Below are 13,207 nucleotides of genomic sequence, written 5' to 3'. Positions count from 1 at the left end.
TCATGCCACGCCCCGGAACGACTGGAGTCAAAGAGGAGAGTCGCATGGCAAGTCTCCTGGATGCGGGCGGGAACCGCCGGGGCGCGAAGCGAGGCACGCGACCGGCGGAGCCGGTTCAGGTCGCAGGCAGCGGCGCCTGTTCATCGATGAGCCCGAGTCGCTTGAGTTCGGCCCAGAAGTCGGCCGGAATCTTCACCGACAGCGATTCGGCATTGGCGCGTACCTGCTCGGGCGTGCGAGCGCCGGGGATGATCGCCGACACCACCTCCGGCGCGTTGGCGAACTGCAGCGCGGCGGTGCGCAGGTCCACGCCGTGGCGGTCGCACACCGCCTGCACGCTGGTGCGCTTGGCCGGTGCCCAGTCCGGCACGCTGCCGGCGTAGAGGTAGCGGTCGCGTCCGGCGAGGTAGCCGGCCAGCAGCGGCGAGCCGACCACCACCGAGATGCCGCGCTCGGCCAGCTTCGGGAAGGTCTCGTGCAGGGCGCGCTGGTGATCCAGCAATGAATACTGGCAAGCCAGCAGGAAGATGTCCGGGTCGGCCTCGGCTACGCAGCGTAACGCCGGTTCCGGATCGTTCACGCCCATGCCCCAGGCCTTGATCAGGCCCTCCTCGCGCAGCCTGGTCAGTTCCGGGAAGGCCCCCTTGGCGGCCTGCTCGAAGTATTCCGGCCAGCGCTCGCCGATATCGCCGTTGCTCGGCGCCAGGTCGTGCACGAACACGATATCGAGCTGCGAAACGCCCAGCCGCTGCAGGCTGTCCTCCACCGAGCGGCGCACGCCGGCGGCCGAGTAGTCGTAACGGTAGGCGAACGGCGAAGGCGCGTGCCACATCGTCTTCGGCGGGGTGCGGGTGGCACTGAGCACGCGCCCGACCTTGGTGGAGAGTACGTATTCGTCCGGCGCGCGATTATGCAGGAAATGACCGAAACGGCGTTCGCTCAGGCCCAGGCCGTACCAGGGCGAGGTATCGAAGTAGCGCACGCCGGCGGCCCAAGCCGCCTCCAGGGTCTGCTCGCTTTGTTGGTCGCTGCTCGGGGCGAAGCCGTTGCCGATCGCCACGCCGCCCAGGCCCAGGCGGATAGGGGGACGGTAGCGTCCGCCAACGCGGGGGGCATTGCCCGGTAGAGGACGCGGATCGATTCTACCTTGCGTGGGTAGAACGCTGCCCGGACCGGTAGCGGACTGTGCCAGCAGGGGCGCGGCAGCCAGCGCGACGGCGGCGGCGGCAAGGAAATGGCGGCGTGTGTTCATCGTGAGCTCCTCAAGTCCGGGTGGAGGGTGCGACGCGGTGAAAATGCGCAGGAACGGGGCGGATCAGGCCAGCTCTTCCAGCAGCAAGACCTGCGATTCACCTTCGATCAGCGGTGTCAGCGCCTTGACCAAGGTCTGGAAGTGCGCGGTCTGCTCGTGCGCCGCCAGCGCGGCGCGGTTGCTCCAGCGCTCGACGAAAACGAAGCGGCCCGGCTGCTGCAGGTCGCGGTGGGGAACGTATTCGCGACAACCCGGCTCGGCGCGGCTGGGCGCCACGCAGGCGGCGATGGCCTCGGCCACGGCCCGCTCCTTGCCGGGAGCGGCCTGGATGATGGCGACGACACGCAGTTCGTTAGACATGGAAAGTCTCCTTGGGGAAAATCAGAGGGCATGGGACCGGGCGCCGACGATGGGCGCACGTACCGCTCGGTACAGGTATCGGTCGCCGTGGAAGCCAGGCGGCCGTTCGAGGATCAGGTACAGATGTAAAGCGCTGGCGCGGATGCCGATGGCCGCACGCCGAAGCGTCAAGGCCCCCGATGGCCGGCTGGCGAAGTGCTGGAACGAGGCGAAGACAGAGGCTCATAGCGCCTGTAGCAAAGTGCCGGTGCTGGCACGCACGACTATTTCGAATCCGGTGTCGATCACCCGCTGCGGCAGTTCCCGGCCGGCCAGCCGCTCCAGTAACAGCGCAGCGGCGCGCCGGCCCATGCCATGGCGGTCCACCGCCACGGAGGAGATTGCCAACCGCACCGCAGCGGCGGTCTCGGTGTCGTTGAAGCCCATCAGCGCGATCTCCTCCGGCACCCGCAGACCTCGCCGCTGGGCCTCGAACAGCGCGCCGGTGGCCAGATCGTCGTTGGCGAAGAACACCGCCTGCACTTGCGGGTAGCGCTCCAGCAACTGCGCCAGCAGGCGTCCGCCCAGACCGATCGAGAACGGCTCCTCGCTGCATAGTTCGTAATGGTCGGGCAGGCCACGCGCGGCGAGTTCGACGCGGAAACCTTCGGCCCGCCGCGCGCTGCGCCGGTCGCGCGCGGCCAGGGTGCCGGCGTAGGCGATATGACGGTAGCCGCGCTCGGCGAAATGCGCCGCGACGGCGGCGCCCACGGCGCGGTGCGAGAAGCCGACGTTCATGTCGATCGGCTCCTCGGCCAGGTCCATGAACTCCACCACCGGCATTCCCGCCGCAACCGACTGTTGCAGGCGCAGACGCGTGGCCGGCAGGGATCCACACCGGCCAGCAGCAGTCCGGCCGGAAACCAGCCGAGCAGGGTCGAAACCAGCCGCGCCTCGCTGTCTTGGTCGTATTCGGTAGTGGCCAGCAGCACTTCATGGCCGTGCCGGTCGAGCTCATCGTGCACGCCGCGCAGGAAGGGTACGTAGACCGTGTGGGCGAGGGTCGGGATCAGCACCGGCACCACTCGGCTGGAACCGGAAGCCAATCCGCTGGCAACCCGGTTGGCGACATAACCCAGCCGTTCGACAGCGGCCAGCACGCGCTTGCGCAGGCCTGGCGAAACCATGTCCGGCGTGCGCAGCGCGCGCGAAGCGGTGATTTCGCCGACCCCGGCGGCATCGGCTACTTCCTTGAGGGTCACAGGCTTGCCTTGTACCGGGGTAGCGCGTGTGCGGCGGGACTTGGCTGACGAGGTCACGGCGGCGATACGGGGAAAGAAATGGATTGGAATGGCGATGACAACGCTACCATAAGGAGTCGTCGAGGCATGCGCAACAGCCAGGGCAATCGCATGAAGCGCTCGCCTGATACCAGACTGGAAAGATTGTGTGATCCTTGGCATGGCTGCTTGCCGAGTAGCCGGATAGTCCCCGTTTCGGCCCCCCGGCCGAGTCACTTTTTCTTGCCTGGCCACGAAAAAGTAACCCAAAAGAAGGCCACCCCCTCATCCGGCCCTGCGCTTCGCTCCGGGTTCCCTCCCTGCATCGCCGCTCCAGGGGCTCGCCGCGAAGGGCCATCCATGCCATGGCCCATCGCGGCTCTCGCGGCATCCTTGCCGCTCGACCCCTTCCACGACGATTCCGCTCGGCCTCCTGAAGGGGGCATCCGGCATTGCCTGACAAGTCGTGCCGCAAGAGCGAAAGCGCTTTCAGGCAACCCGGAGCCCGACTCCCGTTCAGGAGGCCGAGCGCAGGCGTCGCGTAGAGGGGCGAGCCGCGGGGAGGCGGCGAGAGTCGTACGAGGGGCATGGATGCCCCTTGTGCGACGACCCTCGGAGCGGCGCCGGAGCGAGGGAACCCCGGCGTAGCCGGGGCCGAATGACCGGGCGCGTTTTCTCTTTGGTTACTTTCTTTTTGCGCGCGCAAAGAGAAAGTGACTCGGCCGGGGGGCCGAAACAGGAGGTATCCAGCCCCTCGGCAAGCAGCCGATGCACCGGATTTGAAGACCAGGCCGGAGTGGACCAGGCACACAATCTTTCCAGTCCAATATCGGAAAGACATTTCATGCGATTGCCCTGGCGCAACAGCTTCGAACACGCTGTCGATATGCGATAAGTATTAATCCGGCAATCCAATACCTCAAATCATGCCGCATAGGCGATTTTGCGGTGCCTGAAGTACGAGCGAATTCGTTCGGGCCTTGATTGCAGGCGGCGCATGACCGAACGAACACGTCCTTCCCATGTTGTTGACATCCTCCCTAAAGGACGGGAATTCCCACTGCTGGACGACCATGCCCGGCCGCGAGAATGTTCCTGGCCGCGTTCACGTCGCGGTCGTGAGTGACACCGCACTCACAGCAGATCCATTCTCTTATTCCAAGGCCCGCGATACCTTTCGGCCTCGAACCGGGCAGGCAGCCGCAATTCGAACAGGCTTGGGTGGTGTAGCGCTCGTCGACCACCTTGAAAACAATGCCTGCGTGTGCGCACTTGTATTCCAGAATCGTCTTCAACTGGCCCCAGCCGGCGTCGAGCACCGACTTGGCCATCCGGGTCTTCACGCGTTTCGTGGACGACACATCGCCCACGTGGATTTCGCCGTACTGGCTGACCAGTTTCCGGCTGAATTTGTGCAAGGCGTCCTGGCGGCGGTTGGTGATCTTGGCATGGATCGCCCTGGCGCGGACCTTCTTGCCGGTGCGTTGGGCAATGGCCAGCTTCGCTTCCAGGTCGCGGTAGAAGCGGCCGCTCTCCAACTTCGTGCCATCGCTGCAGGTCGCCACGTCCTTGAGGCCCAGGTCGATGCCGAGCGCCCCTTGCCCTGGCGAAAGCTCAGCCTCTATCTCCACGGCGACGTTGAAGTACCAGCGGCCCCGCGCATCCTCGCTGAAGCTGCCCGAGCGGAACCCGTACTGGCTCAGGCCGTGGCTGTCCCAGACCTTGAAGTAGTGCCCGTTGTGGTAGACCTGCCGGTTCTTCCAGCTTGCCGCTCCGGTGTTGACAGGAACCCAGCCGAGGGATCGACGGGCACCGCCCGACTTTCGCCAATTCAGCCGGACCTTCTTGAACTGCCCGCGCCGGGTGACGTACTCGGCAGCCACGCATTGCAAGGTGTGGCTGTGCAGACCGAGATCCTTGCCGGCGCCCTTGGTGTAGGGATGCATGTCATAGGCGGACAGAAAGACCCCGCGCTCGCGAATCGAGCGCTGGCTCGGTTCGTTCAGGTAATTCCAGACGAAGTTGACGCCGCGGGCCATCTGGCGCAGCAGCGGAGCATGCTTGTCTCGAACGCGAACGTGCAGGGTCTTGGTCTGCTTCATGCCGGCATTTTACCCGATGAAGGGACGGCTACGCCGTCCGCGCTATCCTTCCCCGCACTAAAAGTACGGGGTATGCCGCGCTTCTTGATCATCGCCCCCAGCCGGCATGTCGGCTGCCAAGCGAAAGCGCACGATTCCGAAGGCTTGAGCACGACTCCATCTTCGAACAGGCTCCTTGCCACTCATCACCTGGCAGCCGGAGCACCCATATGGACGCTAAATTTAATGCATCTGATTCGAATTCATATCCGAGACACAATACCCGGCACAGGGATGGGTCCTGGCGTCCCGGTCCCTGCTGTTCGCCGCCCGGCCGACAACCGCAGGCAATCCGGAGCCCTCATGTCGACATATACACCGTGCAGCTGGTGCGCGCTGGTCTTGATTCTGTCAACGGCATCCATCCAGCCGACCATGGCCACTCCGCAGGCCGAGGCGCGGGGATTCGCCGAAGAGGCCAGTGCCAACCTGATGCTACGCAATGGATACGTGTACCGTGACAACCAGGACGGCGTGCGCGACCAATCGCGCTGGGCCCAGGCGTTCATCGCCAATTTCGACTCCGGTTTCAGCCGCGGTCTTGTTGGCGTTGGCCTGAATGCCTTTGGCCTTTTCGCCATCCGGCTCGACACCGGCAAGAGTCGCGACGACGGCGATATCGCCTACTTTCCCACCGACAGCGACGGCGACACCGAAGAGGATCTGGGCGAACTCGGGATTGCCTTCAAACTGCGGATTTCTAATACGCTGCTGCAATACGGCGATCAGCTCCCCGCCCTGCCGGTGCTGTCCTACGACAGCTCCCGCCTGCTGCCGCAGACCTTCCGCGGCGTGCTGCTCAGCAGCGAGGAGATCGACGGCCTGACCCTGCACGCCGGGCGCTTCACGGCGCAGAACGACAACAACCACAGCGGCAGGGACGTTCCGGGACGGGAACTGGATTCGATCGAACTCGTCGGCGCCAGCTATGCCTTCAACGAGCGGTTGAGCGTTGCCCTGTACTTTTCCGATATCGAGAAGGTGGCCAGAAAGCGTTACGCCAATATCGCCTGGCAATTGCCGCTCGCCGAAGAAAACACCCTGGAGTTCGACTTCGATTTCTACCGGACCCGCTACGACCGGGACTATACCCGGACCGGCAAGGGCGAGGACAACAGCATCTGGAGCCTGATGGCCACCTATCATCGGGGGCCTCATGCCTTCATCCTCGCCTGGCAGCGCTCCATCGGCGGCTTCGAGAATTTCGACGAGGACGGCCAGCCGGTCACCCACGGCTACGACTTCGATTTCGGCGACGGCGGCGACGCCAATTACCTGGCCAATGCCTTCTATTCCGACTTCAACCGCAAGGACGAACGCTCCTGGCAGATCGGCTACGAACTGGACTTCGCCGATCTGGGCGTGCCGGGCCTGACCTGGAGAACCGCCTATGTCCATGGCAGCAAGATCGACACCGGCCGGGACGGCACGGCGAGCGAGCGGGAGTTCTACAACCAGCTCCAGTACGTGGTGCCGGAAGGCGTGGCCAAGGACCTGTCGATCAACCTGTACGGCTCGATCTACCGGGCCAGCCGCGACCTGAGCCAGGACCTGAACGAGATCTGGCTGTTCGTCGACTACCCGCTCGACTATCCCTGATCCCGGCTGCGGGCCCAGGCGCCACCGATGGCACCGGTCAGGCAGCCGGCGACCAACCCGGCGACGTGCGCGGCGTTGGCGATGGCGCCCAGCCCCAGAGCGGTGATCAGCCCGGACAGGCAAACCAGCAGCCAGACCAGCATCATCGTCATCACGCCCGGCGGCAGGCGATAGGCGGCGCCGGGCGCGAAGCGCTGGAAGATCCAGCAGTGGCCGAGCAGGCCGTAGAGCACGCCGGACAGGCCGCCGAACAACGCCGGACCACCGAACAGATACTGCGCGACGTTGGATGCCAAGCCGAACAGCAGGGTCAAAAACAGCAGCATCGAACCGCCTTGGCGGGCCTCGACGCGCCGTCCCAGCTCCCAATACCAGAGCCCGTTCATCGCCAGGTGCAGCCAGCCGAAGTGGATCAGCATCGGCGTCAGCAGGCGCCACCACTGGCCGGCGGCCAGAGTCTCGGACAACGGCACGAAATACAGGTAGTCGCCCCGGACATGGAACTCCTGGAAGGTCAGCCAGCCGACGGTGGCGAGGTTTTCCCCGAGCAGGGTCAGGGCCGCCACCAGCAGGGTCGCCAGCAGTATCAGGGAGGTCAGCGGGCTGTGGCGCAATTGTCGGAAAACACTGGAGGCGCGGCGTGGCGCGGCCGGGACGAGGCCCTGCGGATCGCCTTCGGGAAAGCGCGCATAGAGCAGACTCACCTCCTGGGCTAGACGGGGATCGGGCACCCAAAGCACTTGCTCGCCACCCTCCTCACTGACCCGGTAAGGTACGTCCAGGCGCCGCAACAGGCCGACGAAGCCGCTCAGATCGGTCCCCAGCGGCAGGCGCAAGACCTCAATTGCTGTATTCATGAGGGGCCTCCGGACGCTTTACCTCGACCCAGGCGAACTTGTCCGGATCGAGCCGGGTTTCCTGGTCCAGCCGGTAAGCCACCAGCTTGCCGAACATCACCGCACTGTAGTCGAGACACACCAGATTGGAACGGATCAACGACGGTTGCCCCTGACGCCAATAGTGGCCGACGAACAGCGGTGGCTGATCGGCATCGTAGAATGGCAACTCGGCCCGGTGAACGGAGGAGATCGGCATCTGCGCGACGGGTTCGGGCAAGGCATCCGGCTGGAAGACGATGTCGGCGTAGATCCGCGGTGCGTCCGCCCAGAACTTGCTGCGGAAGGTCTCGCGGGCGAAGCCGTCCCGGCCGGTCAGGGTCATGCCATGGGGCAGGCGCATATTGATGCCGCGCAGCAACCGCTCGAAGACTTGGTGGGCGAAGGTATCGGGCAAGGCGGAAGCCTTCAGGAAGGGCTCGTCGATCAGGCCGTCCGGGTACTGCCGACGCAGCGGCTCGATCAGGTTGGAATCCCAGCAGGCATGCACGACGCGGAAGCGGCCGGCGTCGATGAACAGCGGCAGCTCGTAGAACCAGTCGAGAAAGGCCTGCCAGTCGCCCGGCTGATCGGCGAACTGGGTCAGGGTTTCGTGGATCAGCCGCTCGTTGCGCACCGTGTGCTCACGCACGTAGCGCTGGCCGCTTTCCGGCGGTGCCTCGGTGGACCAGCCGAGCAGGTTGTATTCGTGGTTGCCCATGGCGCACAACGCCTGACCGGCCTCGACCATGTCGTGCACCAGATGCAGGGCCTCGCGAATGCGTGGGCCGCGATCGACGATATCGCCGACGAACAGCGCCATGCGCCACGGATGGCGCCACACGCCCCCCTGGCGCCGGTAGCCGAGGCGTTCGAGCAGGATCTCCAGGCTATGGCCGCAGCCATGCACGTCGCCGATCAGATCGTAACTGCGCAACGGATCGATCAGCATCAGCTTCCACCACCCAGACGACTGCCCCAGCCCAGCTTGGTGCGGCATACTTCGTAATAGTTGTGGTCCAGCGGATGGATCAACTGCAACCGCTGCGGCTTCTTGCTGATGGTGACGATATCGCCGGGCGAGCAGGTGAAATGGTCCTGCCCGTCGCAGGAGACCTGGGGATAGATATCCATCTTCGGCGATACCACGATCTTCAGCTCGCTGTTGCCGGCGACCACGATCGGCCGGCTCGACAGGGTGTGCGGATACATGGGCACGATGACGATGGCATCTAGCTTGGGATGCATGATCGGTCCGCCGGCCGACAGGGCGTAGGCGGTGGAACCGGTCGGTGTGGAGACGATTAGTCCGTCGGACTTCTGGCTGCAGACGAACTGCCCGTCGATGTAAAGCTCGAATTCGATCATCCGCGTCGACTTGCCCGGATGCAGCACCACATCGTTCAGTGCGTCGCCCTGGCCGATCGGCTCCAGCTTGCGGCGCACCTGGGTTTCGAGCAAAAAGCGGCTCTCCACGGTGTACTGGCCGTCGAGCACTTCGGCGATCCGGGTTTCCAACTCGTCGGGACGGATATCGGTGAGAAAGCCCAAGCTGCCGCGGTTGATGCCGAGCACTGGCACCTTGTAGCGGGCCAAGGCGCGCGCCGCGCCGAGCATGCTGCCGTCGCCGCCGACGACGACGACCATATCGCAGACCTCGCCCAACTGCTTGCGCGAGGACACCTGCAGGCCATGTCCGGGCAGAAGTTCGGCAATCCCCTGGTCAAGAATCACATGCAGGTGTCGATCGAGAAGAAACCTCTTCAGCCGGCGGATGGTATCCACCACCTGGGTACTACCCAGACGACCGATGATGCCAATATTGCGAAAGTGCTCCATGGGGCTCCTGCGGGGGCGGCGATTACAGGCGAGGGGCGATTATGCGGGAAAGCCGAACAACGCGGCAAACCACCCCCCGAGGGGGGCAGGCGGGGCCTTTCGGCGGCCTCGCCGACCTCCCCGCGCGCCTGCGCCGTTCACAGGTACGCGACCTGGCTTGGGCCTTGCTGTCGTCGCCGCTGATCGCCGTCACCGCCTGGCCGCAGCGCCATCCGCTGGCAGCGAGCCACTGGGCAAGCGAGCCGGCCCGCCTGGCCGACTGGCTGCGGACCCTGGATGCCTGCAGTGACCCGCTGAATGCCTGGCTGGCACGGCATCCGACGCGCCGCCTAGGTATCTACTACGAGCGGCTCTGGCAGTTCGCCCTGGAGCAGGCACCGGGCGTCCGCCTACTCGCCGCCAACCTGCCGATCCGGCATGGCAGCGATACCCTAGGCGAGCTGGACCTGCTGCTGCAGGATGCCGAGGGGACGCATCACCTGGAGCTGGCGGTCAAGCTCTACCTCGGCTCGGCAGACAATTCCGAACGGCATCCGGCCCGCTGGATCGGCCCTGGCCGGCATGACCGGCTCGACCACAAGCTGGAGCGGCTGGAGCGACATCAGTTGCCCCTGTCGAACGCCCCGCCGGCGCGGACGATTCTGGAGCGGCTCGGCCTCGCCGCTCCGCAAGCCGCCTGCTGGCTCGGAGGCTATCTGTTCTATCCCTGGCCGGATGGCTGTCCGGCTCCGGCCGGTGCCAATCCGGCACACCTGCGCGGATGCTGGGTGAGGCGACGCGACTGGCCGGAATTTCTCGCCGGCGCTCCCGCCGGCCGCTGGCAGCCCCTGCCCTATCACGCCTGGCTGGCGCCGGCCCGTTTCGAAAGCGTGGATCTCTGGCCCCGGGAAACCCTGCAGGCCTGGTATGCGGGACTGGACCCCGCCACACCGGCGCATCTGCTGGTCCGGCTGGAGGCCGACGGGGTTGGCGAATGGGTCGAGGCGGAACGGGTATTCCTGGTCGATGACCGTTGGCCGGCTCCGCTTTAGGATCTGTCTCGAGGTATTGGCGTCAGCCGCGCGCCCAACTCCCGCAGACACTCGGCCATCGCCCGCCGCCCCTGCAGCCCGCCGGTGTGCACGAAAACCAGCCGGCTGCCACGGGGAATGCCGCCCTGCGCGACCTGCTCGCGCAGAGCCAGCAGGGCCTTGCCGGTATAGACGGGGTCCAGGGGAATGCCACCTTCCCGCTCGCTGGCGAGGATGAAGCGCGCCAGCTCCGCATCGAGCCGGGCAAACCCACCGCGGCTGGCGTCCAGCAGACGGTAGCCGGCATCGGCCACTCTGGCTTCGGCGAGGATCGCCCGGACCCGTGGCGCCACGCCGTGGCTCGCCGGCACCGCCAGGGCGCCGTGTACCGGACGCGCCCCGGCTTCGGCGAGGACCAGACCAGCCAACGTGGTCCCAGTGCCGGCAGCCAGCCACCAACCGTGGTAATCGGCCCAGCCGAGCGAGCGCAACTGGAGCAATAGCATTTCCCGCAGAACCCTGCATCCCTGCGCGCCGGCGAGGCCACCGCCGCCCTCCGCCACTGGATGCAAATCGGCATAGCGATCGCGCCACGCATCCCAGAACCCCTGCTGGTGACGCGCCCGATAACCACCGTAGCCGAGCCAGTGCAGGCGCATGCCGAAGTCCCGCAGATCGCGCACGGTGGGCGTTTCCCTGGGCTCGCCACGCAGCAGCCCCACCGTGGGGAAGGAGAAGCGCCGTCCGGCCGCCGCCAGTGCATGCAGGTGATTGGAATGGGGACCGCCCAGGCTGATCAGCCCCCTTGCTCCTTGACGCGCGGCCGCTGCCAGATGAGGTGCCAGCTTGAACCACTTGTTGCCGGAAATCAGCGTATCAACCAGATCGAGCCGCAGTACGCCGACCTCGATACCGGCCGTGGCCAGCCAGCCGAGCGCTAGGGGCTGAAGCGGCGCCCAAGGCGCCCAGTGGATATCCAGCACGGGGTTCAACCGGCGTCGCACAGGCGGCTGCCCGACCTGTGCCGCGAACAGTGGTCGGATTCGCTCGCGACGAAGCGCCGGGGTCGCCAAGCCCTGCCTATCGGCAATACACAACGCTTGCCGCCGGAGGGCTCGCACTCGCAGAACGTTTGCTGCGGACGCCTTGAGCGATGGCGATGGCGCTTTTCGCCAGTCGAGCCTTTGGCCGCAGCACAAGCGGCGGGATTTTTCCGATAGCGAGCGGTGCCCTGCCGCGAAATGGCCGGGAGCCCCTCGGAACGGCAGGCTACGAACATCAACCCCAGACCGGCCAGTTCCTCCCCTTCCTTGCAGTACAGGGGGGTGTCAGCTTTCTTCCCATCGGCCAGAGCCGACAGACCGTCACCTCTTTCGAATACGGCTTCGAACTCCGGCAAGCGTATTTCCCGATAGACGCCCCACTCGCCGAAGAACGGCACGGCCTCGATCCTTTTCGGTGTTTTCCGCACGACTCAGGTCCCTTACCGTGTTTTTTCCGGCTCGCAGATAGGGTATCTCCGCCGGCTCACAAGATACGCCAAATCCGAGTAACAGAAGCCAGGCGCCACATGACACGATCGACAGTCGCTCGACTCGACGCCCGCGCCCGATGGCTGCAGGAAAGAAGAGCCAGAAATGGCCTTCCGGCATAGTATCGCCTTCCCGCCTTCACAGACATCGATCAATGGCTTGGCATTTCCGGCATCTCCCCCTACGTTGAACGGATTTTTCCGTCCCGCCTCCGATCATGCGCAAATTTCAGCTCGTTCCGCTCCTGCTGACTCTCGTCGTTCTTCTCGGCCTCTATGCGAGTTGGTGCGCGCCACGCTCGGGCGGACATTACCTGGCCGACCTGCGCAGCACGCTCATCCACGAAGAGGGAATGGTGGAAACCAGGGCCAACCTGCTGATCGTGCGCCCCGAGCTGTTTCCCAGCGACTACCGGAGCCCCGGCCATCTGCGCCTGAAGCTCGCCGCCATTCTGGACCGGGCGCGGGACAAGAACCTGCTCAACGAACGCAGCGTGGTCGCCCTGCCCGACCAGATCGGCACTTGGTTGCTACTCGGCGGCGAGCGAAACGAGCTTTACGGTGCCCGGAGCCTTCCCGAAGCGCAGGCATGGCTGCTTTTGGACAATCCGCGCCACTTGGCCCAGGCCTGGCTGCAGAGCGAGGGTTTCCCCGGACTGGGAGAAACCCTGCTGCGTATGAAGGCGAACGAAATGGCCCGTGACTATCAGCAGTTGTTCGGTTCCCTGGCCAGGGAATACCGCATCACCCTGCTAGCCGGCTCTCTGCTCCTGCCCGAACCGCATGTGGAGAACGGCGTACTGCATACGGGCAAAGGGCGGCTTTATAACGTCGCGCCGGTCTTCGGTCCGGATGGCAACCTGCTCGGCGTACCTCAGATACAAGCCTGTGCGGCAAGGGGCGCCGGAGCGGTCACGGTTCAGGAAGTTCACACAAAAGACATGCAGGTGCTGGTCAGCCGAGAGGGATGCCGCTCACCCAGTCTGGTGAAGTTGGCCGGCATGCGGAACGGGATAGCACTCTTCCTCCGGGGCCGCCTGTGGCCGCTCGAGGACCTGACGGACTGCTGCAAAGCATCGGCTTTCGGCCCAGAAAGTCTGGGGTCCGGCAGCCATCTGCTGAGCACCCAGCGCGTATCATCGCCCGCCTTCGCGGAGCTTCCGGCAGAGAACCGCTGACAGCACACTCACATTTCCGTGGCGTCTTCCGCCGGCTCCGCAGGATCCTGCTCGGCAGCGCGGAATTCGAGAAGTTCCTCTTGATAGTCATCCATGGAAAAGCTCCTGATCGACTGGTTATTTGGAAAGACGACAGACAAAGTCCATGCCAAAGAAGCCTAGA

At 65.1% G+C, this 13,207-nt stretch carries 13 protein-coding genes; 3 read left to right on the top strand and 10 right to left on the bottom strand.

The annotated features are described in order from the left end of the window. Positions 1 to 115 precede the first annotated feature (115 nt). The 5 genes from ACGI6K_RS07100 to ACGI6K_RS07080 all read right to left on the bottom strand — a co-directional run bounded on the left by ACGI6K_RS07100 (position 116) and on the right by ACGI6K_RS07080 (position 4,973). Positions 116 to 1,252, bottom strand: a complete 1,137-nt coding sequence (locus ACGI6K_RS07100; RefSeq protein WP_376942181.1) for an aldo/keto reductase — start codon at positions 1,250 to 1,252, stop codon at positions 116 to 118. Positions 1,253 to 1,315: 63 nt separating this feature from the next. Then, positions 1,316 to 1,612, bottom strand: coding sequence for a putative quinol monooxygenase (locus tag ACGI6K_RS07095; RefSeq protein ID WP_376942183.1), 297 nt, complete (start codon positions 1,610 to 1,612; stop codon positions 1,316 to 1,318). 222 nt (positions 1,613 to 1,834) lie between these two features. Beyond that, entirely contained in the window at positions 1,835 to 2,428 is a 594-nt protein-coding gene (locus ACGI6K_RS07090) for a substrate-binding domain-containing protein (protein ID WP_376942185.1), read from the bottom strand. Then, complete coding sequence (locus ACGI6K_RS07085; protein ID WP_376942187.1) at positions 2,386 to 2,853, bottom strand: LacI family DNA-binding transcriptional regulator; 468 nt, start codon at positions 2,851 to 2,853, stop codon at positions 2,386 to 2,388. The genes ACGI6K_RS07090 and ACGI6K_RS07085 overlap by 43 nt, the downstream gene beginning before the upstream one ends. A 1,058-nt stretch (positions 2,854 to 3,911) precedes the next feature. Then, entirely contained in the window at positions 3,912 to 4,973 is a 1,062-nt protein-coding gene (locus ACGI6K_RS07080; RefSeq protein WP_377968421.1) for an RNA-guided endonuclease InsQ/TnpB family protein, read from the bottom strand. Between the two features lie 342 nt (positions 4,974 to 5,315). Here ACGI6K_RS07080 and ACGI6K_RS07075 point away from each other — a divergent pair, with 342 nt between their 5' ends. Then, positions 5,316 to 6,611 carry an OprD family outer membrane porin gene (locus tag ACGI6K_RS07075; RefSeq protein ID WP_376941761.1) on the top strand — a complete coding sequence of 432 codons (1,296 nt, stop codon included), beginning with the start codon at positions 5,316 to 5,318 and terminating at the stop codon, positions 6,609 to 6,611. On the opposite strand, the gene ACGI6K_RS07070 is transcribed toward ACGI6K_RS07075, so the two are convergent. From ACGI6K_RS07070 to ACGI6K_RS07060, 3 genes are read right to left on the bottom strand one after another with little or no spacing between them, the layout of a single operon-like run. Continuing rightward, complete coding sequence (locus ACGI6K_RS07070; protein ID WP_376941763.1) at positions 6,602 to 7,468, bottom strand: rhomboid family intramembrane serine protease; 867 nt, start codon at positions 7,466 to 7,468, stop codon at positions 6,602 to 6,604. The two genes, ACGI6K_RS07075 and ACGI6K_RS07070, sit on opposite strands and share 10 nt — an antisense overlap. After that, positions 7,452 to 8,435: a metallophosphoesterase gene (locus ACGI6K_RS07065; protein WP_376941820.1), complete on the bottom strand. Its 984-nt coding sequence runs from the start codon at positions 8,433 to 8,435 to the stop codon at positions 7,452 to 7,454. The genes ACGI6K_RS07070 and ACGI6K_RS07065 overlap by 17 nt, the downstream gene beginning before the upstream one ends. Positions 8,436 to 8,437: 2 nt before the next feature. Further along, the gene (locus ACGI6K_RS07060) at positions 8,438 to 9,325 is read right to left on the bottom strand and encodes an NAD(+) kinase (protein ID WP_376941765.1); all 888 of its coding nucleotides are present in this window, start codon (positions 9,323 to 9,325) and stop codon (positions 8,438 to 8,440) included. A 41-nt stretch (positions 9,326 to 9,366) separates the two neighbouring features. Between ACGI6K_RS07060 and ACGI6K_RS07055 the strand changes: the two genes are divergently transcribed. Next, a complete protein-coding gene (locus ACGI6K_RS07055; protein WP_376941767.1) occupies positions 9,367 to 10,356 on the top strand; it encodes a DUF1853 family protein in 990 nt (329 codons plus the stop codon). On the opposite strand, the gene ACGI6K_RS07050 is transcribed toward ACGI6K_RS07055, so the two are convergent. Next, positions 10,353 to 11,318, bottom strand: coding sequence for a 1-aminocyclopropane-1-carboxylate deaminase/D-cysteine desulfhydrase (locus ACGI6K_RS07050; RefSeq protein WP_376941769.1), 966 nt, complete (start codon positions 11,316 to 11,318; stop codon positions 10,353 to 10,355). The genes ACGI6K_RS07055 and ACGI6K_RS07050 overlap by 4 nt on opposite strands. Before the next feature lie 5 nt (positions 11,319 to 11,323). Continuing rightward, on the bottom strand, positions 11,324 to 11,776 hold the full coding sequence (locus ACGI6K_RS07045; protein WP_394543644.1) for a hypothetical protein: 453 nt from the start codon (positions 11,774 to 11,776) through the stop codon (positions 11,324 to 11,326). A 308-nt stretch (positions 11,777 to 12,084) separates the two neighbouring features. On the opposite strand from ACGI6K_RS07045, the gene ACGI6K_RS07040 reads away from it, so the two are divergent. Beyond that, positions 12,085 to 13,044, top strand: a complete 960-nt coding sequence (locus ACGI6K_RS07040; RefSeq protein WP_376941771.1) for a hypothetical protein — start codon at positions 12,085 to 12,087, stop codon at positions 13,042 to 13,044. The last annotated feature ends 163 nt before the right edge of the window (positions 13,045 to 13,207 follow it).

This window comes from Azorhizophilus paspali (assembly GCF_043587585.2).
Taxonomy (GTDB): domain Bacteria; phylum Pseudomonadota; class Gammaproteobacteria; order Pseudomonadales; family Pseudomonadaceae; genus Azotobacter; species Azotobacter paspali.
This window is presented reverse-complemented; position numbering and strand designations above follow the sequence as displayed.